We start from the raw sequence: 26511 nt of genomic DNA, 5'->3' as shown, positions 1-26511 counted from the left end.
CAGTTTTACGGTTGATGAAGAGTGAGAGGGACAGGGCGGCGTTCGCGTCAGCCACCGCCGTATTCAGGAATTTACACGTACAGAACGGTGCTACACTTGTATGTAGCGCATCTTTCTTTACGGTCAACCGGCAAGGTGTTAAATTGATCACGTTTTAGACCATTTTTTCGTCTGTACCACCAGAAAACAACAAGGCGAAAAAGGGTAACGGTTATTTTTTGAAATACTGCGGGTCAGCTGCTTGTTCTGTTTTGACTGGCGTGCGACACCCGGAAACATCAGGCGATACGTCTTGTACCTCTATATTGAGACTCTGAAACAGAGACTGGATGCCATCAATCAATTGCGTGTGGATCGCGCGCTTGCTGCCATGGGCCCTGCTTTCCAGCAGGTATACAGTCTACTGCCGACATTGTTGCACTATCACCATCCGCTAATGCCGGGTTACCTCGATGGTAACGTTCCCCAGGGCATTTGCCTCTTCACGCCTGATGAAACCCAACAGCACTATCTGACTGAACTTGAGCTTTACCGTGGTATGCCGCCGCAGGTTTCGCCGAAAGGCGAGCTGCCGATTACCGGGGTTTACTCCATGGGCAGCACGTCATCGGTTGGGCAAAGTTGTTCTTCTGACCTGGATATCTGGGTCTGCCATCAGTCCTGGCTCGACAATGAAGAGCGCCAGCTGTTGCAGCGTAAATGCAGTCTGCTGGAGAGCTGGGCGGCGTCGCTCGGCGTGGAAGTGAGCTTCTTCCTGATTGATGAAAACCGTTTCCGCCATAACGAAAGCGGCAGTCTGGGTGGTGAAGACTGCGGCTCGACTCAGCACATTCTGTTGCTGGATGAGTTTTACCGTACTGCGGTTCGCCTGGCCGGAAAACGTATTCTGTGGAATATGGTGCCGTGCGATGAAGAAGAGAATTATGACGACTACGTCATGTCGCTTTACTCGCAGGGCGTACTGACGCCAAACGAGTGGCTGGATCTGGGCGGTCTGAGCTCCCTGTCCGCCGAAGAGTACTTTGGTGCAAGCCTCTGGCAGCTCTATAAGAGCATTGATTCACCGTACAAAGCGGTGCTGAAAACCCTGCTGCTGGAAGCCTACTCCTGGGAATACCCCACGCCGCGTCTGCTGGCGAAAGATATTAAGCAGCGTCTGCACGACGGGGAGATCGTCTCCTACGGGCTTGATGCCTACTGCATGATGCTGGAACGCGTCACCGAATACCTGACGGCCATTGATGACGCCACGCGTCTTGACCTGGTGCGTCGATGTTTCTATCTCAAAGTCTGTGAAAAACTGAGCCGCGAGCGCGCCTGCGTTGGCTGGCGCCGTGAAGTGGTCAGCCAGTTAGTCAAAGAGTGGGGATGGGACGAAGCGCGTCTCGCCATGCTCGACAACCGCGCCAACTGGAAAATCGATCAGGTGCGCGAGGCGCACAACGAGCTGCTTGATGCGATGATGCAGAGCTACCGCAACCTGATCCGCTTTGCCCGCCGTAACAACCTTAGCGTTTCTGCCAGCCCACAGGATATCGGGGTGCTGACCCGTAAACTGTACGCCGCGTTTGAAGCGTTGCCGGGCAAGGTAACGCTGGTGAACCCACAGATTTCGCCTGACCTGTCTGAACCGAATCTGACCTTTATCTACGTGCCGCCGGGCCGCGCAAACCGCACCGGGTGGTATCTGTACAACCGTGCGCCAAGCATGGATTCGATCATCAGCCATCAGCCGCTGGAGTATAACCGCTACCTTAACAAGCTGGTGGCCTGGGCCTGGTTTAACGGCCTTCTCACCTCACGCACCCGGTTGTTTATCAAGGGCAACGAGGTGGTCGATTTAGCCAAATTGCAGGAGATGGTGGCGGATGTCTCGCACCACTTCCCACTGCGTCTGCCTGCGCCGACGCCAAAAGCGCTCTACAGCCCGTGTGAGATTCGCCATCTGGCGATCATCGTCAACCTGGAATACGACCCGACGGCGGCCTTCCGCAATCAGGTGGTTCACTTTGACTTCCGTAAGCTGGACGTCTTTAGCTTCGGTGAGCAGCAAAACTGCCTGGTGGGCAGCGTGGATCTGCTGTACCGCAACTCGTGGAACGAAGTGCGTACCCTGCACTTTAACGGCGAGCAGGCGATGATCGAGGCGCTGAAAACGATCCTCGGCAAGATGCATCAGGACGCCGCGCCGCCGGACAGCGTAGAGGTGTTCTGCTACAGCCAGCACCTTCGCGGCCTGATTCGTACCCGCGTGCAGCAGCTGGTGTCTGAGTGCATCGAATTGCGTCTTTCCAGCACCCGGAATGAAACCGGACGCTTTAAAGCGCTGCGCGTCTCCGGCCAGACCTGGGGGCTGTTCTTTGAGCGCCTGAACGTGTCGGTGCAGAAGCTGGAGAACGCCATTGAATTCTACGGCGCGATTTCACACAACAAACTGCATGGCCTGTCGGTTCAGGTGGAAACCAACCACGTTAAGCTGCCGCAGGTGGTGGATGGCTTTGCGAGTGAAGGGATTATTCAGTTCTTCTTCGAGGAGTCGGGCGATAACGCCGGGTTTAATATCTACATTCTGGATGAAACCAACCGTGCCGAGGTGTATCACCACTGTGAAGGCAGCAAAGAGGAGCTGGTGCGCGACGTCAGCCGGTTCTATTCATCCTCGCACGATCGCTTTACCTACGGCTCAAGCTTTATCAACTTCAACCTGCCGCAGTTCTACCAGATTGTGAATGTGGATGGACGAGCGCAGGTGATCCCGTTCCGTACGCAGGCGATTACCCCTGCGGCGCCCGCTAACCAGGAAACTGCGCCGCTGTTGCAGCAGTATTTCTCCTGAACCTTTTCGCCGGTTGGCGCTAACGCTTACCCGGCCTACGGTCCGAGCTGCTGTTGCGGTTGGCGCTCACGCTTACCCGGACTATGGTTCGAGCCGTTGTAGGCCCGGTAAGGCGTAGCCGCCACCGGGCAACAAAACTACCTGAAACTCACGTCCTCGCCCGCCTGCGCGGTCGCCGCCTGCTCCAGCAGATCCCAGAACGTTTCACCGCTGCGGTCGCAGATCCACTCGTCACCTTTTAGATCAAAGTGATAGCCGCCCTGTTTCGCCGCCAGCCACACCTGGTGAAGCGGCTCCTGACGGTTAATAATAATCTTGCTGCCGTTTTCGAAGCTTAAGGTCAGGATCCCGCCGTTGATTTCACAATCGATATCGCTGTCGCCGTCCCAGTCGTCGATACGCTCTTCGATGGTCATCCACAGGGTATCGGCAAGGCGATGAAATTCACTGTCGTTCATGGTTTTATTCCTGTTTTTCGTGATGGCGGCAGTATAACGCTAAATAATTCCCGTTGCAGGAAAGCGGCAAACTCTTGCTTTTGTGTCTTCTCCTGCGATGATAGAAACAGATTTGAACTTACGGGCAACCTCTACATGAAAAACGTCTTTCGAACGCTTGCCGTTCTTGTCACTCTGTTTAGCCTGACCGGCTGTGGACTGAAGGGACCACTGTACTTCCCGCCAGAGGATAAAAACGCACCACCGCCGACAAAACCAGTGCAAAGTGGTATCGAGTCATCTACGCCGGATACCAACGATCGCGGCAATAACGGCGGCCCGACTCAGGTCAATCTCTGACAATTACGTTCTGTACCCGCGCAATGGAGCAAATGATGCAGTTCTCTAAAATGCATGGCCTTGGCAACGACTTTATGGTCGTCGACGCGGTAACGCAGAATGTCTTTTTCTCCCCGGAACTGATCCGTCGCCTGGCGGATCGACACGTGGGCGTGGGGTTTGACCAGCTGCTGGTGGTGGAGCCGCCTTACGATCCTGACCTGGACTTCCACTATCGCATTTTTAACGCCGACGGCAGCGAAGTTTCCCAATGTGGCAACGGCGCGCGCTGTTTTGCCCGCTTTGTTCGGCTGAAAGGGCTGACCAACAAGCGCGATATCCGCGTCAGCACCGCCAACGGCCGGATGGTGCTCAGCGTCACCGACGACGAACTGGTGCGCGTGAACATGGGCGAGCCGAACTTCGAACCCACTGCCGTGCCGTTTCGCGCCAACAAAGCGGAAAAGACCTATATTATGCGTGCCGCCGAGCAGACAGTATTGTGCGGCGTCGTCTCGATGGGTAACCCGCACTGCGTGATTCAGGTAGATGATGTGCAAACCGCGGCGGTTGAAACGCTCGGCCCGGTGCTGGAAAGCCACGAGCGCTTCCCGGAGCGGGCGAACATCGGTTTCATGCAGGTGGTGAAGCGTGAACACATTCGCCTGCGGGTTTACGAGCGCGGCGCGGGCGAAACCCAGGCCTGCGGAAGCGGTGCCTGTGCGGCGGTGGCCGTCGGAATCTCGCAGGGGTTACTGGCGGAAGAGGTTCGCGTGGAATTACCGGGCGGGCGTCTTGATATCGCCTGGAAAGGAGCGGGTCATCCACTGTACATGACTGGCCCGGCGACACATGTTTATGACGGGTTTATCCATCTATGAAGCAACCAGGGGAAGAACTGCGGGAACCTGTAACGGAGCTGGACGACAGCGCTGTTGTGGATTACCTGCTGCACAATCCTGAGTTTTTTATCCGCAATGCACGCGTCGTCGAAAGGATGCGCGTGCCGCATCCGGTTCGCGAGACCGTGTCGCTGGTTGAATGGCACATGGCGCGCTCGCGCAACCACATCAATCAGCTCGAAGAGAACATGACGCTGCTGATGGAGCAGGCCAGCAATAACGAAAGCCTGTTCTATCGTCTTCTGCACCTTCAGGCGCGTCTGGCTTCCGCGCACAGTCTCGAAGAGTTCCTCAACCGCTTCCACCGCTGGGCGCGCGAGCTGGGGCTGGCAGGCGCGACGATCCGTCTCTTTCCCGACCGCTGGCGCATTGGCGCGCCGTCCGGGTTTACCCATCTGGCGCTGAGCCGTCAGGCGTTTGAGCCGCTGCGCATTCAGCGTCTGGGCCATGAGCACCACTATCTGGGGCCGCTTAACGGGCCAGAACTGCTGGTGGTGCTACCGGAAGCCAAAGCTATCGGCTCGGTGGCGATGTCGCTGATGGGGCGCGATGGTGACCTGGGTGTGATGTTATTTACCAGCCGCGACGCGCATCATTATGAACAGGGGCAGGGTACGCAACTGTTGCAGGAGATCGCCCTGATGCTGCCTGAGCTGCTGGAGCGCTGGATTGAGCGCGTATGACGGACGGACTGCTCGCCACTGACGTCACCCGTTTTCTGCGCTATCTGGGCGTTGAGCGCCAGCTTAGCCCTATTACGCTGCTCAACTATCAGCGTCAGCTTGATGCCATCATGCAGATTGCCGATGAAATCGGCCTGAAAAGCTGGCAACAATGTGACGCCGCCACGGTTCGCGGCTTCGTTGTGCGTAGCCGTAAAAAAAACTTAAGCCCGGCGAGCCTGGCGCTCCGGCTCTCTGCCCTGCGCAGTTTCTTCGACTGGCTGGTCAGCCAGGGCGGTCTGAAAGCCAACCCGGCAAAAGGGATCGCCACGCCAAAGGCCCCGCGTCATCTGCCGAAAAATATCGACGTCGACGACGTAAACCGCCTGCTGGATATCGATCTCAACGATCCGCTGGCCGTGCGCGACCGCGCGATGCTGGAGGTGATGTACGGCGCGGGCCTGCGTCTCTCTGAGCTGGTGAACCTCGACTTAAAGCACCTCGATCTGGAATCTGGCGAAGTGTGGGTGATGGGCAAAGGCAGCAAAGAGCGCCGCCTGCCGATCGGCCGCAATGCGGTTTCCTGGATTGAGCACTGGCTGGATCTGCGCGGTCTGTTTGGCGCGGAAGAGGATGCGCTGTTCCTGTCGAAGCTCGGCAAGCGGATCTCGGCGCGTAACGTGCAGAAGCGCTTTGCGGAGTGGGGCATTAAGCAGGGGCTGAACAGCCACGTTCACCCGCATAAGCTGCGCCACTCTTTTGCGACGCACATGCTGGAATCAAGCGGCGACCTGCGCGGCGTACAGGAGCTGCTTGGTCACGCGAATCTGTCGACCACCCAAATCTATACCCACTTAGACTTCCAACACCTTGCCTCGGTGTATGACGCGGCGCATCCACGCGCCAAACGGGGGAAATAATGCGTTTTTACCGCCCACTCGGTCAGATCTCAGCCCTGACGTTTGATCTTGATGACACCCTTTACGACAACCGTCCAGTGATCCTGCGTACCGAGCAGGAGTCGCTGGCGTTTGTGCAAAACTACCATCCTGCGCTGAAAGCGATCCAGAACAAAGAGTTCCAGAAGCTGCGTCAGTCCCTGCGGGAAACCGAGCCGGAAATTTACCATGACGTGACCGAATGGCGCCGCCGTGCGGTTGAGCAGGCGATGCTCAATGCCGGCCTGAGCGCGCAGGACGCGGCCATGGGTGCCGAAGCGGCCATGGAAAATTTCGCCAAATGGCGCAGCCGCATCGATGTGCCGCAGGAGACCCACGACACGCTGGCGAAGCTCGCTGAAAAGTGGCCGCTGGTGGCCATCACCAACGGCAACGCTCAGCCTGAACTGTTTGGTCTGGGGAACTATTTTCAGTTCGTGCTGCGCGCGGGCCCGCACGGACGCTCGAAGCCGTTCAACGATATGTATCATCTGGCGGCGGAAAAACTGGATTTGCCGCTCGGTGAGATCCTGCACGTGGGCGACGACCTGACCACGGACGTCGCCGGGGCGATCCGCTGCGGCATGCAGGCCTGCTGGATCAAGCCGGAAAATGCCGATCTGATGACTACCCCGGATAGCCGTCTTCTGCCGCACGTGGAAATTTCACGGTTGGCATCCCTCACGACGCTGATATAATCATCAATTGTTCTGTATAAATTAACAGGGTTTTGGCGAATGGAAACATTTGCCCGCCCGACATGACGTGACGGTGCCAATGGACGTTTCTTACCTGCTCGACAGCCTTAATGACAAACAGCGTGACGCGGTTGCCGCCTCGCGTACAAACCTGCTGGTACTGGCTGGAGCGGGCAGTGGTAAGACGCGCGTGCTGGTTCACCGTATCGCCTGGCTACAGAGCGTGGAGAACTGCTCGCCGTACTCGATTATGGCCGTGACGTTCACCAACAAGGCGGCGGCGGAGATGCGCCACCGTATCGCACAGCTAATGGGCACCAGCCAGGGCGGCATGTGGGTTGGCACCTTCCACGGCCTGGCGCACCGTCTGCTGCGCGCGCACCATATGGACGCTAACCTGCCGCAGGATTTCCAGATCCTCGACAGCGAAGACCAGCTGCGCTTACTGAAACGTCTGATCAAGGCGATGAACCTCGACGAGAAGCAGTGGCCGCCGCGTCAGGCGATGTGGTACATCAACGGTCAGAAAGACGAAGGGCTGCGTCCGCACCACATTCAAAGCTTCGGTAACCCGGTTGAGCAGACCTGGCAGAACGTCTACAAGGCCTATCAGGAAGCGTGCGATCGCGCCGGTCTGGTGGATTTCGCCGAACTGCTGCTGCGCGCCCACGAGCTGTGGCTCAACAAACCACATATCCTGCAACACTACCGTGAACGCTTCACCAACATTCTGGTGGACGAATTCCAGGATACCAACAACATTCAGTACGCGTGGATCCGCCTGCTGGCCGGGGATACCGGCAAGGTGATGATCGTGGGCGATGACGACCAGTCTATCTACGGCTGGCGCGGCGCGCAGGTGGAGAACATCCAGCGCTTTCTCAACGATTTCCCCGGCGCGCAAACCATCCGTCTGGAGCAGAACTACCGTTCTACCAGCAACATACTGAGCGCGGCCAACGCCCTGATTGAGAACAACAACGGGCGACTGGGTAAAAAGCTGTGGACCGATGGCGTCGACGGCGAACCGATTTCGATTTACTGCGCCTTCAACGAGCTCGACGAAGCCCGCTTCGTGGTGAACCGCATTAAAACCTGGCAGGAGAACGGCGGTGCGCTGGAGCAGTGTGCCATTCTCTATCGCAGCAACGCCCAGTCGCGCGTGCTGGAAGAGGCGCTGTTACAGGTGAGCATGCCGTACCGCATTTATGGCGGTATGCGCTTCTTCGAACGTCAGGAGATCAAAGATGCGCTCTCGTATTTGCGTCTGATTGCCAACCGTAACGACGATGCGGCGTTTGAGCGCGTGGTGAACACGCCGACGCGTGGCATCGGCGATCGTACGCTGGACGTGGTGCGTCAGGCCTCGCGCGATCGTCAGCTCACGCTATGGCAGGCATGCCGCGAGCTGTTACAGGAAAAAGCCCTCGCCGGGCGCGCCGCCAGCGCATTGCAGCGCTTCCTGGAGTTAATCGACGCGCTGGCGCAGGAAACGGCCGACATGCCGCTGCACGTCCAGACCGACCGGGTAATCAAAGATTCCGGCCTGCGCACCATGTACGAGCAGGAAAAAGGCGAGAAGGGCCAGACTCGTATTGAGAACTTAGAGGAGCTGGTGACGGCAACGCGCCAGTTCAGCTACAACGAAGAAGACGAAGACCTGATGCCGTTGCAGGCATTCCTCTCTCACGCCGCGCTGGAGGCGGGTGAAGGGCAGGCCGATACCTGGCAGGATGCGGTTCAGCTGATGACCCTGCACTCCGCGAAAGGTCTGGAGTTCCCGCAGGTGTTCATCGTCGGGATGGAAGAGGGGATGTTCCCGAGCCAGATGTCGCTGGATGAAGGCGGGCGTCTGGAAGAGGAGCGTCGTCTGGCCTACGTGGGCGTGACCCGTGCGATGCAGAAACTGACCCTGACCTACGCGGAAACCCGCCGCCTGTACGGGAAAGAGGTGTATCACCGTCCGTCGCGCTTTATCGGCGAACTGCCGGAAGAGTGTGTGGAAGAGGTGCGCCTGCGCGCAAGCATCAGCCGTCCGGTCAGTCATCAGCGTATGGGCTCGCCAATCTCGGAAACCGATACCGGTTACAAGCTGGGCCAGCGCGTGCGCCACTCGAAGTTTGGCGAAGGCACCATCGTCAATCTGGAAGGCAGCGGCGAGCACAGCCGTTTGCAGGTCGCGTTCCAGGGGCAGGGGATCAAATGGCTGGTGGCAGCCTATGCCAAGCTGGAAAGTGTGTAACTTTCAGAAAAATATCACTATTTTGTAATAATCTGCTAGCCTTATACGTTGAAGGTCAATTAATGCCCTTCAGCGTTCCGTTGCGTGTTGACGCCACAGTTATTGCTGGCGTAACATGCGCGCACGATTACGCTAAGAGGACATTCGCCTTGGACACACCCAGTAGATACTGGCTCAATTCCCTGTCATCCAGGAACAACTCCTAAGGCTATCTCCTCTTGCTGATGGCCTTAGTGGTTGTCAGCGACTGCATCATTCCCGTCGCGCTGAGTCAGGCTGTTTAATGGTCTGAAACCCAATTTGTTTCTGTGTGCCCACCGAACTGTCCGATATTTTTTGCATTGGGAGTCCCGGTCATGTTGAGCGCATTTCAACTCGAAAATAACCGACTGACTCGGCTTGAAGCCGAAGAGTCACAGCCCCTCATTGATGCCGTATGGGTGGATCTGGTCGAGCCGGACGACGATGAGCGCCTTCGCGTACAATCTGAACTGGGGCAAAGCCTGGCGACACGCCCGGAACTGGAAGACATCGAAGCATCCGCCCGTTTTTTTGAAGACGAAGACGGCCTGCACATTCACTCCTTCTTCTTCTTCGAAGATGCCGAAGACCACGCGGGGAACTCCACTGTGGCGTTCACCATCCGCGATGGCCGCCTGTTCACCCTGCGCGAGCGCGAACTGCCTGCGTTTCGTCTCTACCGCATGCGCGCCCGCAGCCAGGCGATGATGGACGGTAACGCCTATGAGCTGCTGCTGGATCTGTTCGAAACCAAAATCGAACAGCTGGCGGATGAAATCGAAAACATCTACAGCGACCTGGAAAAGCTGAGCCGCGTGATCATGGAAGGCCATCAGGGTGATGAGTACGACGAAGCGTTGTCCACGCTGGCAGAGCTGGAAGATATCGGCTGGAAGGTGCGTTTGTGTCTGATGGATACCCAGCGCGCGCTGAACTTCCTGGTTCGCAAGGCGCGTCTGCCGGGCGGTCAGCTGGAGCAGGCGCGTGAGATCTTACGCGATATTGAATCCCTGCTACCGCACAACGAATCCCTGTTCCAGAAGGTCAACTTCCTGATGCAGGCGGCAATGGGCTTTATCAACATCGAGCAGAACCGCATCATCAAGATCTTCTCGGTGGTTTCCGTGGTGTTCCTGCCGCCGACGCTGGTGGCATCCAGCTACGGGATGAACTTTGAGTTTATGCCGGAGCTGAAGTGGAGCTTTGGCTACCCGGGGGCGATTATCTTTATGATCCTCGCCGGGCTGGCGCCGTACCTGTACTTCAAGCGGAAGAACTGGTTGTAAAAATCAGGCGGGTGGCGCTGCGCTTACCCGCCCTACAAAGCACCTAAATTCCTCTGCGAGTCCTGCGCTGGGTATAAATTGCATCCGCAACGAAAATCGCCAGCGCCACCCAGATAAAGGCAAACGTCACCATCTTATCCGCACCCGGCACCTCGCCGTAAAACACCACCGCCAGCAGGAACATCAGCGTCGGGCCGATGTACTGGAAGAAGCCAAGCGTCGAGAGACGCAGACGCGTTGCCGCGCCGGTGAAGCACAGCAGGGGAATCGTCGTGACCACGCCCGCCGCCATCAGCATCAGGTTCAGCGACCATGGGTTGCTGCCCATGTGGCTGGTGGCGCTGTCGGCAATACCGAACAGGTAGATCGCCGCGACAGGCAGCAGCCACAGGGTTTCAAACAGCATTCCCGTCTGCGCTTCCACGGCGATTTTTTTACGCACCAGGCCGTAGAAGGCAAAGCTGAACGCCAGCCCCAGGGCGATAACCGGCAGTGAACCGAAGGTCCACAGCTGCACCAGCACGCCGCAGAGGGCCAGAATCACCGCCACCCACTGCATCCGGCGGAAACGTTCGCCGAGGAAAATCATCCCCAGCACGATGTTCACCAGCGGGTTAATGAAGTACCCCAGGCTGGCTTCGAGCATGTGATGGTTATTCACCGCCCAGATAAACAGCAGCCAGTTTCCGCCAATCAGCACCGCAGAGAGGGCAAGCAGGAAGACCTTCTTCGGGGTTTTCAGTAGCGTTTTGACGCCTGACCACTGACGGCTGATGCTCATCAGCGCAATCATAAAGAAAAACGACCAGATGACGCGGTGAGTGAGGATCTCGTCCGCCGGGACATAGGCGATAAGCTTGAAGTACGCCGGCGCGATACCCCAAATAAAATAAGCGGCAAGGGCGAGTAAAACGCCCTGCCGCGTCTGTTTAGCATCCATCGGGAAAATCCGTTACAAAAAAGTGAAGTAATTTTACCCGAATTTGCCGTCTCAACCCACCATATAAGTGGCGGTTGCGCTGGCGATATAAACCTGCTCCTCGTTATGCAGCTCAACGCGGGCGACGGCAACTTTATTCCCGGCGCGCAGCAGGCTGCTGGTGCAGGTGAAGCGGTTTCCGCGTCCCGGACGCAGATAGTCGACACGTAAATCGATGGTTCCCATGCGCGAGAGGCGCTGGCGTAACTCATCTTCGTTGATGGTGTCATGGCGCGTCAGCGTGCTGCCCACGCACACCAGACCGGCCGCCACGTCCAGCGCAGAGGCAATCACTCCGCCGTGCAAAATGCTTTGCGCCCAGTTACCGACCATCATTGGCTGATTATTGAAACTCAGCTGAGCGAAGTCTTTTTCGTATCGCTCCAGCTCAAGACCCAGTGCACGGTTGAATGGCATGTGGTACACAAAAATCTCGCCCACGAGCTTTAAGGTTTCTTCGGCGGTGAGTGTGGCTGACATCTGACGTGGCATCCTTGTTGTTAACAAAATGTTGATTTTATGCTTCAGGATAAAGGAATGCCACTTTAAGAAACGAGGAAGCGGAAGTTATCGCAGAAGTCTGTAGAATGCCCGGACAAAACTATTCATTAAATGTCACAATTTCAGGAGAACACCACCGATGCGGACGTATCTGGGTTGGTTACTGGCGGCGGTTGCGCTGCCCCTCACAGCATATGCGCAGGAAGCGACGATCAAAGAAGTGCATGATAAACCTGCCGTTCAGGGCAGCATCATCGCCAATATGCTTCAGGAGCATGACAATCCGTTCACGCTCTACCCCTATGACACAAACTACGTGATCTATACCCAGACCAGCGATCTCAACAAAGAGGCGATAAGTTCCTATAACTGGTCTGACAATGCGCGTAAAGATGAGGTGAAGTTCCAGCTCAGCCTGGCCTTCCCGTTATGGCGCGGCATCCTGGGGCCGAACTCGGTGCTTGGTGCATCTTACACGCAGAAGTCATGGTGGCAGCTCTCCAACAGCGGGGAATCTTCACCGTTCCGCGAAACCAACTATGAACCGCAGCTGTTCCTCGGTTTCGCCACTGATTATGAGTTTGCAGGCTGGACGCTGCGCGACGTGGAGGTGGGCTATAACCACGATTCCAACGGTCGTTCCGACCCAACCTCACGCAGCTGGAATCGCGTCTATACGCGTCTGATGGCGCAGAACGGCAATTTCATGGTGGAAGTGAAGCCGTGGTACGTGGTGGGCAGCACCGATGACAACCCGGATATCACCAAATACATGGGCTATTATCAGCTTAAAGTGGGCTATCAGCTGGGTGACGCGGTGCTGAGCGCCAAAGGGCAGTACAACTGGAATACCGGCTACGGCGGCGCAGAGCTGGGCCTGAGCTACCCGGTGACGAAACACGTTCGTCTCTATACCCAGGTGTATAGCGGTTATGGCGAATCGCTGATCGACTATAACTTCAACCAGACCCGCGTTGGTGTGGGCGTCATGCTGAACGATATTTTCTAAGCTGCTCGAATGTTTTTGCGTTAAACGTTGAAGTTTCTCTCTCAGGCGCTGAAAATAGCGCCTGTTTCATTTCTGGCATATGGGGTTAACGTGGCGCAGGCGGAAGTATTGAATCAGGAATCGCTGGCTAAACAGGTTTTGCATGAAACCTTTGGCTACCAGCAGTTCCGTCCTGGCCAGGAAACCATCATTGAAACCGTGCTGGAAGGCCGCGATTGCCTGGTGGTCATGCCGACCGGCGGCGGAAAATCGCTCTGCTATCAGGTGCCCGCGCTGGTACTTAATGGCCTGACGGTTGTGGTCTCCCCCCTTATTTCCCTGATGAAAGACCAGGTCGACCAGCTGCTTGCCAACGGCGTGGCGGCGGCCTGTCTTAACTCGACGCAAACCCGCGAGCATCAGCAAGAGGTGATGGCCGGGTGCCGCACCGGGCAGATCCGCCTGCTGTATATCGCGCCAGAGCGCCTGATGCTGGACAACTTCCTCGACCACCTGGCGCACTGGAACCCGGTGCTGCTGGCGGTGGATGAAGCGCACTGTATCTCCCAGTGGGGGCACGATTTCCGCCCGGAATATGCCGCCCTCGGCCAGCTGCGTCAGCGCTTCCCTGAGCTGCCGTTTATGGCGCTTACCGCCACGGCGGATGACACCACGCGTCAGGACATCGTTCGCCTGCTGGGGCTGAAAGACCCCTATATTCAGGTCAGCAGCTTCGACCGGCCGAACATCCGCTATATGCTGATGGAAAAATTCAAGCCGCTGGATCAGCTCCTGCGCTACGTGCAGGAGCAGCGCGGCAAGTCCGGCATCATCTACTGCAACAGCCGCGCGAAGGTGGAAGACACCGCTGCGCGTCTGCAAAATCGCGGCTTTAGCGCGGCGGCATACCATGCCGGGTTAGAAAACCACATCCGCGCCGACGTACAGGAAAAATTCCAGCGCGACGACCTGCAAATCGTGGTCGCAACGGTGGCGTTCGGGATGGGGATCAACAAGCCCAACGTGCGCTTTGTGGTGCACTTTGATATCCCGCGCAATATCGAATCCTATTATCAGGAAACCGGCCGCGCCGGGCGTGATGGCCTGCCTGCGGAAGCGATGCTGTTTTACGATCCGGCGGATATGGCGTGGCTGCGCCGCTGTCTCGAGGAGAAACCGCAGGGGCAGTTGCAGGATATCGAACGCCACAAGCTTAACGCGATGGGTGCCTTCGCCGAAGCGCAAACCTGCCGCCGTCTGGTGCTGCTCAACTACTTTGGTGAAGGGCGACAGGCGCCGTGCGGCAACTGCGATATCTGCCTCGACCCGCCGAAGCAGTACGACGGTCTGATGGACGCGCGCAAAGCGCTCTCGACTATCGGACGCGTGAACCAGCGCTTTGGGATGGGCTACGTCGTCGAAGTGCTGCGTGGGGCTAACAACCAGCGTATCCGCGACATGGGGCACGACAAGCTGCCGGTTTACGGCATCGGGAAAGACCAGAGCCACGAGCACTGGGTAAGCATCATCCGCCAGCTGATCCATCTCGGCTTTGCCACGCAAAATATTGCTCAGCACTCTGCGCTTCAGCTTACCGAAGCGGCGCGACCGGTCCTGCGCGGTGAGGTTGAACTGAAGCTCGCCGTTCCGCGCGTCGTCGCCCTCAAGCCGCGCGTGATGCAAAAATCCTACGGCGGCAACTACGATCGCAAGCTGTTCGCCAAGCTGCGCAAGCTGCGTAAAGCCATTGCCGATGAAGAGAACATCCCGCCATACGTGGTGTTCAATGACGCGACGCTGATCGAGATGGCCGAGCAAATGCCACTCAGCGCCAGCGAGATGCTCAGCGTCAACGGCGTCGGCACGCGCAAGCTGGAGCGCTTTGGTAAAGAGTTTATGGCGCTTATCCGTTCCCACGCTGATGGTGATGATGAGGAGTAGTCAGCCGGGCGAAAAAGTGCCAGGATGATGAATCACTACATTATTTCCCCGCGAGCTAATTATGTTAATGCTATTTCTCACCGTGGCGTTAGTGCACATCGTTGCGCTGATGAGCCCTGGCCCTGACTTCTTCTTCGTGTCACAAACGGCCGTCAGCCGCTCCCGCAAAGAGGCGATGATGGGTGTGCTCGGTATCACCATGGGCGTTATGGTCTGGGCGGCGGTTGCGCTGCTTGGTCTGAACCTGATCCTGGCGAAAATGGCGTGGCTGCATAACATCATCATGGTTGGCGGCGGTCTGTACCTGTGCTGGATGGGCTACCAGATGCTGCGCGGGGCGCTGAAGAAAGAAGAGAAAAAGCCGGAAGAGCCAAAGGTTGAGCTGGCAACGGGCGGCCGTAGCTTTGTGAAAGGGCTGCTGACTAACCTGGCGAACCCGAAAGCGATTATTTACTTCGGCTCTGTGTTCTCGCTGTTTGTGGGGGATAACGTCGGTGCGGGCGCGCGCTGGGGGATCTTCCTGCTAATCGTTGTTGAGACGTTCGCCTGGTTTACCGTTGTGGCAAGCCTGTTTGCTTTACCGGCGATGCGTCGCGGCTACCAGCGCATCGCGAAGTGGATCGACGGCTTTGCCGGCGCACTGTTCGCCGGCTTCGGCATTCATCTCATCATTTCTCGCTAAGCATGACGCGCTGACGCAAGCAGCGCGCCAACCAGCATAAACAGCGAACCAAAGACTTTGTTCAGGGCCTTCATCTGCTTAGGCCCTTTGATCCACGCCGCAATTCGCTGCGCCAGCGTCGCGTAACCAATCATCACAATGATATCGACAATAATGGTGGTCGCGCCCAGCACCACGTACTGCATCACCTGGGGCTGATGCGGCACGATAAACTGCGGGAACAGGGCGGCGAGGAACACAATGCTTTTCGGGTTGGTTAGGTTAACGAATACCGCGCGCTTAAACAGGTGGCCGCGTGTTTGCGTCCGGGAGAGCGTATGCAGATCAATCGAGCCTGCGGCGCGCCACTGCTGAATGCCCAGCCAGATAAGATACGCTGCGCCAGCCCATTTCAGCACCTCGAAGGCCAGTACCGAACGGGAGAACAGCGTGCCCAGACCAATCCCCACCAGCACAATGTGAATGCCAAGCCCTGTCTGTAAACCGGCAATTGACGCCGCCGCGCCGCGATAGCCGTGATTAATGGAGGTGGTCATGGTGTTGATTGCGCCCGAGCCAGGTGAAAGGCTGAGGATGATGGATGTCAGCAGGTAAGCGAACCACCATTCGAAGGTCATTTGAAACTCCCGGATCGTCTGTTTTTATGCCACAATACGCTATTGTTGAGTCATTTTGTGACCGGTGACGAAAAAAACGATATTCCCTGAATTACGGGGGGTGGAAACCCAATGTTTCAGCAGAAAAAGGACTGGGAAACACGAGAAAACGCATTTGCTGCTTTCTCCATGGGGCCGCTGACCGATTTCTGGCGCCAGCGTGAGGAAGATGAGTTTATGGGCGTCGGGGATATCCCGGTACGCTTCGTTCGTTTCCATGATGAAAAAAATGACCGGGTGATTGTGGTTTGCCCCGGGCGCATCGAAAGCTATATCAAATATGCCGAGCTGGCGTATGACCTGTTCCATCTGGGCTTTGATGTGTTAATTATCGACCATCGCGGGCAGGGGCTTTCCGGCCGGATGCTGCCGGATACCCATCGCGGCCACGTGGATAACTTCAGCGATTACGTCGACGATCTGGCCGCGTTCTGGCAGCAGGAAGTGCAGCCCGGACCGTGGCGCAAGCGTTATATTCTTGCCCACTCCATGGGGGGCGCGATCTCGACGTTGTTTTTGCAGCGCCATAAGCACCAGTGCGACGCCATTGCGCTGACCGCGCCGATGTACGGCATTGTGATACGTTTTCCTGACTGGATGGTGCGCCATCTTCTCGACTGGGCTGAGGGCCATCAGCGCATTCGTGAAGGCTATGCCATCGGAACAGGACGCTGGCGGGCGTTGCCGTTTGCCATCAACGTGTTAACCCACAGTCGGCAGCGTTATCGCCGCAACCTGCGTTTTTATGCCGATGAACCGCGTCTGCGGGTCGGCGGCCCCACCTGGCACTGGGTGCGGGAAGGTATTCATGCCGGTGAGCAGGTGCTGGCGGGCGTAGGCGATGATGACACGCCGACGCTTCTGATCCAGGCGGAAGAAGAGCGTGTGGTGGATAACCGCATGCATGACCGCTATTGTGAACTTCGCGCCGCGGCGGGCCATCCCTGTGAAGGGGGTAAACCGCTGGTCATCAACGGTGCGTACCATGAGATCCTTTTTGAAAAGGACGCTATGCGCTCAGTCGCGCTCAACGCCATTGTTGAATTTTTCAACAGGCATAACTGATTATTGTTTTCCACCAGAGGTTGAAATCCCTATGTACCAGGTTGTTGCATCTGATTTAGATGGCACGCTGCTTTCCCCCGACCACACCCTGTCGCCTTATGCGAAAGAGACCTTAAAACTCCTGACTGCCCGTGGCGTGAACTTTGTGTTCGCCACCGGCCGCCACCACGTGGACGTGGGGCAGATCCGCGATAACCTGGAGATCAAGTCGTACATGATCACCTCCAACGGTGCGCGCGTACACGACACGGACGGCAACCTGATTTTTACCCACAATCTCGATCGCGACATCGCCACTGATTTGTTCGGCATTGTGCATAACAACCCGGATATCGTCACTAACGTTTATCGCGACGACGAGTGGTTTATGAACCGTCATCGCCCGGACGAAATGCGTTTCTTCAAGGAAGCCGTCTTCAACTACTCCCTGTATGAACCGGGTTTGCTGGATCCTGAAGGGATCAGCAAGGTATTCTTTACCTGCGAAAGTCACGAAGCGCTGCTTCCGCTGGAGCAGGCGATCAACGCCCGCTGGGGAGACCGCGTGAACGTGAGCTTCTCCACGCTGACTTGTCTGGAAGTGATGGCGGGCGGGGTGTCCAAAGGTCACGCGCTGGAAGCGGTCGCGAAGCGTCTGGGCTTTGATCTGAAAGACTGCATCGCGTTCGGCGATGGCATGAACGATGCCGAGATGCTCTCCATGGCGGGCAAAGGCTGCATCATGCAGAACGCGCACCAGCGCCTGAAAGATCTGCACCCGGAGCTGGAAGTGATTGGCACCAACGCAGACAACGCGGTACCTAAGTATTTGCGCAAACTGTTCCTTGAATAATCTTCATTTGATTATTTATTGTTCAGATGTCAACTAAAGAGTTCGCTACAATGCCTCTCCTTCTTTCTGAGAGACAAGCATTGTGGCGCTACTCATTATCACCACTATCCTGTGGGCCTTCTCCTTTAGCCTGATTGGCGAATACCTTGCCGGATCGGTCGACAGCTACTTTTCGGTGCTGATGCGTGTGGGGCTGGCGGCGCTGGTGTTCCTGCCGTTCCTGCGTACCCGCGGGCAATCGCTGAAAACCATTCTGCTGTATATGCTGGTGGGCGCGATGCAGCTCGGCATCATGTACCTGTTCAGCTTCCGGGCTTACGTCTACCTCTCCGTCTCGGAATTTCTGCTTTTTACCGTGCTCACGCCGCTCTATATCACGCTGATTTACGACCTGCTCAGCAGGCGCCGCCTGCGCTGGGGATATCTGCTGAGCGCGGCGCTGGCAGTCATTGGCGCGGCGATAATTCGCTATGACAAGGTGAGCGATCACTTCTGGACCGGGCTGATGTTCGTCCAGCTGGCCAATATCAGCTTCGCCATCGGGATGGTGGGCTACAAACGCCTCATGGAGACCCGCCCGATGCCGCAGCATAACGCGTTTGCGTGGTTCTATATGGGCGCAGCGATTGTCGCGATTGCGGCATGGTTTATGCTCGGCAACCCGCAAAAGCTGCCGACCACCCCCGTGCAGTGGAGCGTTCTGGTCTGGCTGGGCGTGGTGGCCTCGGGGCTGGGCTACTTTATGTGGAACTACGGCGCGACGCAGGTAGACGCCGGAACGCTGGGGATCATGAACAACGTGCACGTGCCGGCGGGGCTACTGGTGAACCTCGCCATCTGGCAGGAACAGCCGCACTGGCCGAGTTTCCTTATTGGGGGAACGGTGATCCTGGCTTCGCTGTGGGTACATCGCCGCTGGGTCGCTCCGCGCTCCGCACAAACGGAAGATGGTCGCACGCGTGGTTCCGCGCTGAGCGAATAAACGCTTCCGTAATCGGCTGACGCTGCTCGCCGTCGCGCACGGCGGCGTACAGCCGGCTCCACAGTCCTTCACCCAGGGTTTTGGTAACCACCAGACCCTGGCGTTCAACCGTCTCGACCACCCAGTGCGGCAGCGCCGCAATTCCCATTCTGGCCGCCACCATCTGAATTAACAGCAGCGTGTTATCCACGCTTTTCAGCTGTGGGCTGATGCCTGCGGGTTGCAGGAAATGGCGCCAGATATCCAGACGACTGCGCTGTACCGGATAAATCAGCAGCGTCTCCGTTGCCAGATCTTCCGGCGTGATACGCGTTTTGGCGGCCAGCGGATGGTCCGGGGCCAGCACCAGACGCACCTCAAAATCAAACATTGGCGAATAGTGCAGACCGCTGCGCGGCAGAATATCTGAGGTCATCACCAGATCCAGCTCACCCTGCTGAAGCGACGGCTGCGGATCAAACGTGACGCCGGACTTGAAGTCCATCTCCACCTGCGGCCACTTCTGGCGGAAGTTCTCAAGCGCGGGGGTCAGCCACTGAATACAGCTGTGACACTCAATGGCGATGCGCAGGGTGGTCTGCTGCGGCTCGTTACAGGACTGCAACGCGCTGGCAATCTGCGGCAGCACCTGGTTCGCCAGCTGAAGCAAAATTTCGCCCTGCGGCGTAAAGCGCAAAGGCTGGCTCTTACGCACAAAAAGACGAAAGCCGAGGCGTTGTTCCAGATCGCTGAACTGGTGAGAAAGGGCTGACTGAGTCTGGTGCAGCGTGGCCGCTGCCGCCGCAAGAGAACCGCAGTTCCGCAACGCTTGTAGCGTTTTCAGGTGTTTTATCTCGATCATGAAAGTCCTTCACTTCGCCATGAACATTTTGCGCTTGAGGAATATACAGTACCTGCCAATTATAGATGTGTAAACATCTGGACGTCTAAATAACGAATTTCACAAGGGGCATACCATGACAATCCGCACTCACACCCTCGGTTTCCCTCGCGTTGGCCTGCGTCGCGAGCTAAAAAAAGCGCAAGAAAGCTACTGGGCAGGTAACGCCACCCGTGAAGAACTGCTGGCGGTGGGACGTGAGCTGCGCGCGCGTCACTGGGATCAGCAAAAACAGGCGGGCATTGACCTGCTGCCGGTGGGCGATTTCGCCTGGTACGACCATGTTCTGACCACCAGCCTGCTGCTTGGCAACGTGCCGGCTCGTCATCAGAACAACGATGGATCGGTGGATATCGATACCCTGTTCCGCATCGGCCGTGGCCGCGCGCCAACGGGTGAGCCAGCGGCAGCGGCGGAAATGACCAAGTGGTTCAACACCAACTATCACTATATGGTGCCGGAGTTCGTTAAAGGCCAGCAGTTCAAACTGACCTGGACCCAGCTTCTGGATGAAGTGGACGAAGCGCTGGCGCTGGGTCACCAGGTGAAACCCGTGCTGCTGGGGCCGATAACCTACCTGTGGCTGGGCAAAGTGAAAGGTGAACAGTTCGACCGCCTCAGCCTGCTGAACGACATTCTGCCGGTTTATAAGCAGGTGCTGATTGAGCTGGGCAAACGCGGCATTCAGTGGGTGCAAATCGATGAACCGGCGCTGGTGCTTGAGCTGCCGCAGGCGTGGCTTGACGCCTTCAAACCGGCGTATAACGCGCTCACCGGGCAGGTGAAGCTGCTGCTGACCACCTACTTCGAAGGCGTCACGCCGAACCTGAAAACCATTACCGCGCTGCCGGTTCAGGGTCTGCACATTGACCTCGTTCACGGCAAAGACGATGTAGCAGAGTTGCACAAGCGTCTGCCAGTGGACTGGCTGCTCTCTGCCGGTCTGGTGAATGGTCGTAACGTCTGGCGTGCCGATCTCACCGAGAAATATGCACAAATTAAAGACATAGTCGGTAAACGTGAATTGTGGGTGGCCTCTTCCTGTTCCCTGCTGCATAGCCCGATTGACCTGAGCGTGGAGACCCGACTCGACCCTGAGGTGAAAAGCTGGTTTGCCTTCGCCCTGCAAAAGTGTGAGGAGCTGGCTCTGCTGCGCGACGCGTTGAACAGCGGCGACACGGCAGCGATTAGCGACTGGAGCGCTCCGATCCAGGCGCGCCGTCACTCGACGCGCGTGCATAACCCGGCAGTGGAAAAACGTCTGGCGGCCATCACCGCCCGGGACAGCCAGCGCCAGAGCCCGTATGAAGTGCGCGCCGAAGCCCAGCGTGCGCGCTTTAACCTGCCCGCGTGGCCGACCACGACAATCGGCTCCTTCCCGCAGACTACCGAGATCCGCAGCCTGCGCCTGGACTTCAAAAAGGGCAATCTGGATGCGAATCACTACCGCACCGGTATTGCGGAACACATCAAACAGGCGATTATCGAGCAGGAACGTTTAGGTCTGGACGTGCTGGTGCACGGTGAAGCCGAGCGTAACGACATGGTGGAATACTTCGGTGAGCACCTGGACGGGTTTGTCTTTACCCAGAACGGTTGGGTGCAGAGCTACGGCTCCCGCTGCGTGAAGCCGCCGGTGGTAATCGGCGACGTCAGCCGCCCGGAAGCGATTACCGTGGAGTGGGCGAAGTATGCCCAGTCTCTGACCGACAAACCGGTAAAAGGCATGCTGACGGGTCCGGTGACCATTCTCTGCTGGTCGTTCCCGCGTGAAGACGTAACCCGGGAAACCATCGCCAAACAGATCGCCCTGGCGCTGCGCGATGAAGTTGCGGATCTGGAAGCGGCCGGGATTGGCATCATTCAGATCGACGAACCTGCGCTGCGTGAAGGTTTGCCGCTGCGTCGCAGCGACTGGGATGCTTACTTACAGTGGGGCGTGGAGGCGTTCCGCCTCAACGCGGCCGTCGCGAAGGACGATACGCAGATCCACACCCACATGTGTTACTGCGAATTTAACGACATCATGGACTCCATTGCCGCGCTCGACGCCGATGTGATCACCATCGAGACCTCGCGTTCAGACATGGAACTGCTGGAGTCGTTCGAAGAGTTCGACTACCCGAACGAAATCGGGCCGGGCGTGTACGACATTCACTCCCCGAATGTGCCAAGCGTGGAGTGGATTGAATCGCTGCTGCAAAAAGCGGCCCAGCGCATCCCGGCGGAACGTCTGTGGGTAAACCCGGACTGCGGCCTGAAAACCCGTGGCTGGCCTGAAACCCGCGCGGCGCTGGCGAACATGGTGAAGGCGGCGCAGAATTTGCGTCAGGCTTGATGAAATGTAGGCCCGGTCAGGCGTAGCCGCCACCGGGCTTTTTGCTTTTACGCTTTTTTCCCGCCGTACTGGCTAAACCATGTCAGCATCCGCTGCCAGCCATCTTTCGCCGATTCCGCATGATAGCTCGGACGATAATCGGCATTAAAGGCGTGCCCGGCTTCCGGATACACCACAATTTCCGCCTTCGCGTTTGCTGCGCGCAACGCATGGCGCATGGTCTCGACCGTATCAAGCGGGATCCCGGTATCCTGACCGCCATAGAGCCCCAACACAGGCGCATTTAAATCCGTCGCAATATCAACAGGTTGCTTCGGTGAATTCAGCGTTTTTTCACCCACCAGCTTGCCGTACCAGGCCACGGCCGCTTTTAGCTGCGGGTTATGCGCGGCGTACAACCAGCTAATGCGTCCGCCCCAACAGAAGCCAGTCACCATCAGACGATGCGCATCGCCACCGTTGCGCGCTGCCCAGCTGGCAACGTGGTCGAGATCGGCCAGCACCTGCGCGTCCGGCACTTTGCTGACCAGGTTGCTGAACAGCGTCGGGATGTCGCTGTAATCATTCGGATCGCCCTGACGGAAATAGAGTTCCGGCGCAACGGCCAGGTAACCCTCCAGCGCCAGACGGCGGCAGAGGTCGCGAATATGTTCATGAACGCCAAATATTTCCTGCACCACGATCACGATGGGCAGCGGGCCATCGGCGGATTTTGGCCTCGCGTGGTACGCTGGCATGTTCTCTCCCTGGGAGGGAATGGAGGTCTCGCCTGCGGTAATGGCCTCTTCAGGGGTTGAGACGATGGTTGAAGCATGCGGGGCCGCAGCAGGTGCAAAACCGGTTTTTTCAGTCATGGCATTCTCCGTACCAATGAATGGATTAGCGCAAAGATAAATATAGACACCAGGTTAACAACCCACAGTGCCTTATAGCGTCTATCTTTTGTGCAGCACCCGGCGATATAACTTGTTAATGTGATGTGAATCACCATTTTATGGAAATTAACTGCAATCATTTTCATTCATGGTGAGGTGTGTCACGAAATAATGCACATTGCTTCTGTAAAGTACCGTTTTACTTCTTCTGACAAACCGACCCACAGAGGAGTCACCTATGTCTAAGTCTGATGTTTTTCATCTCGGCCTCACTAAAAACGATTTACAAGGGGCTACGCTTGCTATCGTCCCTGGCGATCCTGAGCGTGTGGAAAAGATCGCCGCGCTGATGGATAAGCCGGTTAAGCTGGCAGCGCATCGCGAATTCACCACCTGGCGCGCAGAGCTGGACGGTAAAGCGGTGATCGTGTGCTCTACCGGTATCGGTGGCCCGTCTACCTCTATCGCCGTTGAAGAGCTGGCACAGCTGGGCATTCGTACTTTCCTGCGCATTGGCACCACAGGCGCCATTCAGCCGCACATCAACGTGGGCGACGTGCTGGTTACCACCGCATCCGTGCGTCTGGACGGGGCAAGCCTGCACTTTGCACCGATGGAATTCCCGGCAGTGGCTGATTTCGAATGCACCACCGCGCTGGTTGAAGCCGCGAAGTCCGTGGGCGCCACCACCCACGTGGGCGTCACTGCCTCTTCCGATACCTTCTACCCGGGCCAGGAGCGTTACGACACCTTCTCTGGTCGCGTGGTGAGCCGTTTCAAAGGCTCAATGGAAGAGTGGCAGTCGATGGGCGTCATGAACTACGAAATGGAATCTGCGACGCTGCTGACCATGTGCGCAAGCCAGGGTCTGCGTGCCGGTATGGTGGCGGGCGTTATCGTCAACCGTACCCAGCAGGAGATCCCGAACGCTGAAACCATGAAGCAGACTGAAAGCCATGCGGTGAAAATCGTGGTTGAAGCGGCGCGCCGTCTGATCTAATTCTCTCTTCAGTGCTAAAAGGCCGACATGCTCGGCCTTTCTTTTTTGCGTAACGCCTCGCAGGAAAACCCTTTCAAACTGGACGTTCATACAGCACAATTCTATTTTGTGCGGGTTACACGTGGATGCAGGGGGCATTGTGGATATCTCAATCCTGGTTTATGCGGTAGTTGCGCTGGTGAGCGTGGGGATTGGCTGGCTCATTTGCGGCTACCAACATGCTCAGCAGAAAGCCGATCAGCTGGCAGAGCGCGAAGAGATCGTCGCCGAACTCAGCGCGACGAAACAACAGCTTGCGCTGTGTGACCACTGGCGCGATGAGTGTGAACTGCTCAATAACGAACTGCGCAATCTGCGCGACATTAACACCTCGCTGGAGGCCGATCTCCGGGAAGTGACCACCCGCCTTGAATCCACCCAACTGCACGCCGAAGACAAAATCCGTCAGATGATCAACAGCGAGCAGCGTCTTAGCGAGCAGTTTGAGAACCTTGCGAACCGCATTTTTGAGCACAGCAATCGCCGCGTGGATGAGCAGAACCGCCAGAGCCTGAACAGCCTGCTGACGCCGCTGCGTGAACAGCTGGACGGCTTTCGCCGTCAGGTGCAGGACAGCTTTGGTCAGGAGGCTCGCGAGCGCCACACGCTGGCGCATGAGATCCGTAATCTCCAGCAGCTGAATGCGCAGATGGCTCAGGAGGCGGTTAACCTGACGCGCGCACTGAAAGGTGATAACAAAGCGCAGGGAAACTGGGGCGAAGTGGTCATGACGCGCGTGCTGGAGGCCTCTGGCCTGCGTGAAGGATACGAATACGAAACGCAGGTCAGCATTGAAAACGATGCGCGCTCGCGAATGCAGCCGGATGTCATTGTTCGTCTGCCGCAGGGCAAAGATGTGGTTATCGACGCCAAAATGACGCTGGTGGCCTATGAGCGCTACTTCAACGCGGAAGATGACTATACCCGCGAAACAGCGTTGCAGGAGCATATCGCCTCCGTGCGTAACCATATCCGTCTGCTGGGCAGAAAAGATTATCAACAGTTGCCGGGGCTGCGATCGCTGGATTATGTGCTGATGTTCATTCCGGTTGAGCCAGCCTTCCTGCTGGCGCTCGACAGACAGCCTGAACTGATCACCGAAGCGCTGAAAAATAACATTATGCTGGTCAGCCCCACCACGCTGCTGGTGGCGTTACGTACCATTGCCAACCTGTGGCGTTATGAGCACCAAAGCCGAAACGCGCAGCAGATTGCCGATCGCGCCAGCAAGCTGTACGACAAAATGCGGCTGTTTGTGGACGATATGTCCTCGGTGGGGCAAAGCCTGGATCGCGCGCAGGATAACTACCGCCAGGCGATGAAAAAACTCTCCTCCGGGCGCGGCAATTTGCTGGCGCAGGCGGAGGCGTTTCGCAGCCTGGGGGTGGAAGTTAAACGCGAGATTAATCCGGAACTGGTGGAGCAGGCTACGGCTCAGGACGAGGAGTTTCGTCTGCGTGAAGGCGATGGTGAGCAAAATAGCCGCAATGAAGACAATGGGTTAGCGGCGAGTTTATCCCCCGAAGCGCAGTCGGCGCGTTTCTTTCACGGTGGTTGAAACGTAGGGCAAATGCGCCCAATCTGTTACACTTCACGAACATTTGACTGATTAGCAGGCTCTGAGATGGTTGACGATTCACAAGACACAACGCACTTTGGCTTTCAGACTGTCGCCAAAGCGCAGAAAGCTGACATGGTGGCCCACGTATTTCATTCCGTGGCGGCGAAGTACGATGTGATGAATGATTTGATGTCGTTTGGCATTCATCGCTTGTGGAAGCGCTTCACTATTGATTGCAGCGGCGTGCGCCGTGGACAAAAGGTGCTGGATTTAGCCGGCGGCACAGGGGATCTGACCGCTAAATTCTCCCGTCTGGTTGGCGAAACCGGTCGCGTGGTGCTGGCAGATATCAACGACTCCATGCTGAAAATGGGACGCGAAAAGCTGCGTAACATCGGCGTGGTAGGCAACGTTGAATATGTTCAGGCCAACGCCGAAGCGCTGCCGTTCCCGGACAATACGTTCGACTGCATCACCATCTCCTTCGGCCTGCGTAACGTGACCGATAAAGATAAAGCGCTGCGCTCTATGTACCGCGTGCTGAAGCCGGGCGGCCGACTGCTGGTACTCGAGTTTTCTAAACCGATTATCGACCCGCTGAGCAAAGCTTACGATGCCTATTCCTTCCACGTTCTGCCGCGCATCGGCGAGCTGGTGGCAAACGATGCAGAAAGTTACCGTTATCTGGCCGAATCCATCCGAATGCACCCGGATCAGGACACGCTGAAAGCGATGATGCAGGATGCGGAGTTTGAAAACGTGGAATACTTCAATATGACGGCGGGTGTCGTCGCGCTGCATCGTGGTTACAAGTTCTGAGTGGAGGTTTCC

25 protein-coding genes are annotated in these 26511 nt (G+C 57.1%); 19 read left to right on the top strand and 6 right to left on the bottom strand.

What is annotated here, in order from left to right; translation table 11 throughout:
- Window positions 1-292 precede the first annotated feature (292 nt).
- Window positions 293-2836 (top strand): class I adenylate cyclase, encoded by a 2544-nt coding sequence (gene cyaA / locus IPZ49_RS08635; protein ID WP_023299043.1) that lies wholly within the window; start codon window positions 293-295, stop codon window positions 2834-2836.
- A gap of 137 nt (window positions 2837-2973) precedes the next feature.
- Here the strand turns inward: cyaA and cyaY are convergent, their stop codons facing one another.
- Window positions 2974-3294 (bottom strand): iron donor protein CyaY, encoded by a 321-nt coding sequence (gene cyaY / locus IPZ49_RS08630; RefSeq protein ID WP_045348418.1) that lies wholly within the window; start codon window positions 3292-3294, stop codon window positions 2974-2976.
- 135 nt (window positions 3295-3429) lie between these two features.
- On the opposite strand from cyaY, the gene IPZ49_RS08625 reads away from it, so the two are divergent.
- From IPZ49_RS08625 to corA, 8 genes are all read left to right on the top strand, one after another.
- Complete coding sequence (locus IPZ49_RS08625; RefSeq protein ID WP_006812373.1) at window positions 3430-3633, top strand: lipoprotein; 204 nt, start codon at window positions 3430-3432, stop codon at window positions 3631-3633.
- 35 nt (window positions 3634-3668) lie between these two features.
- Window positions 3669-4493 (top strand): diaminopimelate epimerase, encoded by an 825-nt coding sequence (gene dapF / locus IPZ49_RS08620; RefSeq protein WP_063146899.1) that lies wholly within the window; start codon window positions 3669-3671, stop codon window positions 4491-4493.
- Window positions 4490-5197, top strand: coding sequence for a DUF484 domain-containing protein (locus tag IPZ49_RS08615; RefSeq protein ID WP_023295731.1), 708 nt, complete (start codon window positions 4490-4492; stop codon window positions 5195-5197). Before dapF ends, IPZ49_RS08615 begins: the two co-directional genes overlap by 4 nt.
- On the top strand, window positions 5194-6096 hold the full coding sequence (xerC, locus tag IPZ49_RS08610; RefSeq protein ID WP_022646663.1) for a tyrosine recombinase XerC: 903 nt from the start codon (window positions 5194-5196) through the stop codon (window positions 6094-6096). Before IPZ49_RS08615 ends, xerC begins: the two co-directional genes overlap by 4 nt.
- Window positions 6096-6812, top strand: a complete 717-nt coding sequence (yigB, locus tag IPZ49_RS08605; protein ID WP_022646664.1) for a 5-amino-6-(5-phospho-D-ribitylamino)uracil phosphatase YigB — start codon at window positions 6096-6098, stop codon at window positions 6810-6812. Before xerC ends, yigB begins: the two co-directional genes overlap by 1 nt.
- Window positions 6813-6891: 79 nt before the next feature.
- Window positions 6892-9054: a DNA helicase II gene (uvrD, locus tag IPZ49_RS08600; protein WP_017383586.1), complete on the top strand. Its 2163-nt coding sequence runs from the start codon at window positions 6892-6894 to the stop codon at window positions 9052-9054.
- A 149-nt stretch (window positions 9055-9203) separates the two neighbouring features.
- Window positions 9204-9260, top strand: a complete 57-nt coding sequence (gene ysgD / locus IPZ49_RS23105) for a YsgD/CorL family protein (protein WP_212743980.1) — start codon at window positions 9204-9206, stop codon at window positions 9258-9260.
- A gap of 150 nt (window positions 9261-9410) precedes the next feature.
- Window positions 9411-10361, top strand: coding sequence for a magnesium/cobalt transporter CorA (gene corA, locus IPZ49_RS08595; protein WP_003860807.1), 951 nt, complete (start codon window positions 9411-9413; stop codon window positions 10359-10361).
- Window positions 10362-10404: 43 nt separating this feature from the next.
- On the opposite strand, the gene rarD is transcribed toward corA, so the two are convergent.
- Both rarD and yigI read right to left on the bottom strand, forming a co-directional pair.
- Complete coding sequence (rarD, locus tag IPZ49_RS08590) at window positions 10405-11301, bottom strand: EamA family transporter RarD (RefSeq protein WP_023299047.1); 897 nt, start codon at window positions 11299-11301, stop codon at window positions 10405-10407.
- 51 nt (window positions 11302-11352) lie between these two features.
- Window positions 11353-11820: an acyl-CoA thioesterase YigI gene (gene yigI, locus IPZ49_RS08585; RefSeq protein ID WP_006812366.1), complete on the bottom strand. Its 468-nt coding sequence runs from the start codon at window positions 11818-11820 to the stop codon at window positions 11353-11355.
- Window positions 11821-11980: 160 nt separating this feature from the next.
- Between yigI and pldA the strand changes: the two genes are divergently transcribed.
- From pldA to rhtC, 3 genes are all read left to right on the top strand, one after another.
- Entirely contained in the window at window positions 11981-12850 is an 870-nt protein-coding gene (gene pldA, locus IPZ49_RS08580) for a phospholipase A (protein ID WP_022646666.1), read from the top strand.
- 90 nt (window positions 12851-12940) lie between these two features.
- Window positions 12941-14770, top strand: coding sequence for an ATP-dependent DNA helicase RecQ (gene recQ / locus IPZ49_RS08575; protein WP_063146901.1), 1830 nt, complete (start codon window positions 12941-12943; stop codon window positions 14768-14770).
- A 61-nt stretch (window positions 14771-14831) separates the two neighbouring features.
- Window positions 14832-15452, top strand: a complete 621-nt coding sequence (gene rhtC, locus IPZ49_RS08570) for a threonine export protein RhtC (RefSeq protein WP_006179256.1) — start codon at window positions 14832-14834, stop codon at window positions 15450-15452.
- Here rhtC and rhtB read toward each other — a convergent pair.
- Window positions 15449-16069, bottom strand: coding sequence for a homoserine/homoserine lactone efflux protein (rhtB, locus tag IPZ49_RS08565; RefSeq protein ID WP_006812363.1), 621 nt, complete (start codon window positions 16067-16069; stop codon window positions 15449-15451). The genes rhtC and rhtB overlap by 4 nt on opposite strands.
- A 111-nt stretch (window positions 16070-16180) precedes the next feature.
- Here rhtB and pldB point away from each other — a divergent pair, with 111 nt between their 5' ends.
- From pldB to IPZ49_RS08550, 3 genes are all read left to right on the top strand, one after another.
- Window positions 16181-17173 (top strand): lysophospholipase L2, encoded by a 993-nt coding sequence (gene pldB, locus IPZ49_RS08560; protein WP_022646668.1) that lies wholly within the window; start codon window positions 16181-16183, stop codon window positions 17171-17173.
- A 31-nt stretch (window positions 17174-17204) separates the two neighbouring features.
- Window positions 17205-18005: a sugar/pyridoxal phosphate phosphatase YigL gene (gene yigL, locus IPZ49_RS08555; RefSeq protein WP_023299050.1), complete on the top strand. Its 801-nt coding sequence runs from the start codon at window positions 17205-17207 to the stop codon at window positions 18003-18005.
- 82 nt (window positions 18006-18087) lie between these two features.
- Complete coding sequence (locus IPZ49_RS08550) at window positions 18088-18987, top strand: carboxylate/amino acid/amine transporter (protein ID WP_003860795.1); 900 nt, start codon at window positions 18088-18090, stop codon at window positions 18985-18987.
- On the opposite strand, the gene metR is transcribed toward IPZ49_RS08550, so the two are convergent.
- Window positions 18875-19828, bottom strand: a complete 954-nt coding sequence (gene metR / locus IPZ49_RS08545) for an HTH-type transcriptional regulator MetR (RefSeq protein ID WP_015570000.1) — start codon at window positions 19826-19828, stop codon at window positions 18875-18877. The genes IPZ49_RS08550 and metR overlap by 113 nt on opposite strands.
- Window positions 19829-19943: 115 nt before the next feature.
- Here metR and metE point away from each other — a divergent pair, with 115 nt between their 5' ends.
- Entirely contained in the window at window positions 19944-22205 is a 2262-nt protein-coding gene (gene metE / locus IPZ49_RS08540) for a 5-methyltetrahydropteroyltriglutamate--homocysteine S-methyltransferase (RefSeq protein ID WP_063146902.1), read from the top strand.
- A 47-nt stretch (window positions 22206-22252) separates the two neighbouring features.
- On the opposite strand, the gene IPZ49_RS08535 is transcribed toward metE, so the two are convergent.
- On the bottom strand, window positions 22253-23059 hold the full coding sequence (locus IPZ49_RS08535; protein WP_023299052.1) for a dienelactone hydrolase family protein: 807 nt from the start codon (window positions 23057-23059) through the stop codon (window positions 22253-22255).
- 259 nt (window positions 23060-23318) lie between these two features.
- Between IPZ49_RS08535 and udp the strand changes: the two genes are divergently transcribed.
- The 3 genes from udp to ubiE all read left to right on the top strand — a co-directional run bounded on the left by udp (window position 23319) and on the right by ubiE (window position 26499).
- Complete coding sequence (gene udp / locus IPZ49_RS08530; RefSeq protein ID WP_003860792.1) at window positions 23319-24080, top strand: uridine phosphorylase; 762 nt, start codon at window positions 23319-23321, stop codon at window positions 24078-24080.
- A gap of 139 nt (window positions 24081-24219) precedes the next feature.
- On the top strand, window positions 24220-25677 hold the full coding sequence (gene rmuC, locus IPZ49_RS08525; RefSeq protein ID WP_023299053.1) for a DNA recombination protein RmuC: 1458 nt from the start codon (window positions 24220-24222) through the stop codon (window positions 25675-25677).
- A 66-nt stretch (window positions 25678-25743) separates the two neighbouring features.
- Window positions 25744-26499, top strand: coding sequence for a bifunctional demethylmenaquinone methyltransferase/2-methoxy-6-polyprenyl-1,4-benzoquinol methylase UbiE (gene ubiE, locus IPZ49_RS08520; protein WP_022646673.1), 756 nt, complete (start codon window positions 25744-25746; stop codon window positions 26497-26499).
- Window positions 26500-26511: the final 12 nt, after the last annotated feature.

The organism is Enterobacter cloacae complex sp. S2 (assembly GCF_015159675.1).
GTDB lineage: Bacteria > Pseudomonadota > Gammaproteobacteria > Enterobacterales > Enterobacteriaceae > Enterobacter > Enterobacter intestinihominis.
This window is presented reverse-complemented; position numbering and strand designations above follow the sequence as displayed.

What these genes read in the sequence shown, in the direction of transcription:
- cyaY (WP_045348418.1), bottom strand. Translation starts at nt 3,294, where the DNA reads ATGAACGACAGTGAATTTCATCGCCTTGCCGATACCCTGTGGATGACC.
- IPZ49_RS08625 (WP_006812373.1), top strand. Translation starts at nt 3,430, where the DNA reads ATGAAAAACGTCTTTCGAACGCTTGCCGTTCTTGTCACTCTGTTTAGC.
- dapF (WP_063146899.1), top strand. Translation starts at nt 3,669, where the DNA reads ATGCAGTTCTCTAAAATGCATGGCCTTGGCAACGACTTTATGGTCGTC.
- IPZ49_RS08615 (WP_023295731.1), top strand. Translation starts at nt 4,490, where the DNA reads ATGAAGCAACCAGGGGAAGAACTGCGGGAACCTGTAACGGAGCTGGAC.
- xerC (WP_022646663.1), top strand. Translation starts at nt 5,194, where the DNA reads ATGACGGACGGACTGCTCGCCACTGACGTCACCCGTTTTCTGCGCTAT.
- yigB (WP_022646664.1), top strand. Translation starts at nt 6,096, where the DNA reads ATGCGTTTTTACCGCCCACTCGGTCAGATCTCAGCCCTGACGTTTGAT.
- uvrD (WP_017383586.1), top strand. Translation starts at nt 6,892, where the DNA reads ATGGACGTTTCTTACCTGCTCGACAGCCTTAATGACAAACAGCGTGAC.
- corA (WP_003860807.1), top strand. Translation starts at nt 9,411, where the DNA reads ATGTTGAGCGCATTTCAACTCGAAAATAACCGACTGACTCGGCTTGAA.
- rarD (WP_023299047.1), bottom strand. Translation starts at nt 11,301, where the DNA reads ATGGATGCTAAACAGACGCGGCAGGGCGTTTTACTCGCCCTTGCCGCT.
- yigI (WP_006812366.1), bottom strand. Translation starts at nt 11,820, where the DNA reads ATGTCAGCCACACTCACCGCCGAAGAAACCTTAAAGCTCGTGGGCGAG.
- pldA (WP_022646666.1), top strand. Translation starts at nt 11,981, where the DNA reads ATGCGGACGTATCTGGGTTGGTTACTGGCGGCGGTTGCGCTGCCCCTC.
- rhtC (WP_006179256.1), top strand. Translation starts at nt 14,832, where the DNA reads ATGTTAATGCTATTTCTCACCGTGGCGTTAGTGCACATCGTTGCGCTG.
- rhtB (WP_006812363.1), bottom strand. Translation starts at nt 16,069, where the DNA reads ATGACCTTCGAATGGTGGTTCGCTTACCTGCTGACATCCATCATCCTC.
- pldB (WP_022646668.1), top strand. Translation starts at nt 16,181, where the DNA reads ATGTTTCAGCAGAAAAAGGACTGGGAAACACGAGAAAACGCATTTGCT.
- yigL (WP_023299050.1), top strand. Translation starts at nt 17,205, where the DNA reads ATGTACCAGGTTGTTGCATCTGATTTAGATGGCACGCTGCTTTCCCCC.
- metR (WP_015570000.1), bottom strand. Translation starts at nt 19,828, where the DNA reads ATGATCGAGATAAAACACCTGAAAACGCTACAAGCGTTGCGGAACTGC.
- metE (WP_063146902.1), top strand. Translation starts at nt 19,944, where the DNA reads ATGACAATCCGCACTCACACCCTCGGTTTCCCTCGCGTTGGCCTGCGT.
- IPZ49_RS08535 (WP_023299052.1), bottom strand. Translation starts at nt 23,059, where the DNA reads ATGACTGAAAAAACCGGTTTTGCACCTGCTGCGGCCCCGCATGCTTCA.
- udp (WP_003860792.1), top strand. Translation starts at nt 23,319, where the DNA reads ATGTCTAAGTCTGATGTTTTTCATCTCGGCCTCACTAAAAACGATTTA.
- ubiE (WP_022646673.1), top strand. Translation starts at nt 25,744, where the DNA reads ATGGTTGACGATTCACAAGACACAACGCACTTTGGCTTTCAGACTGTC.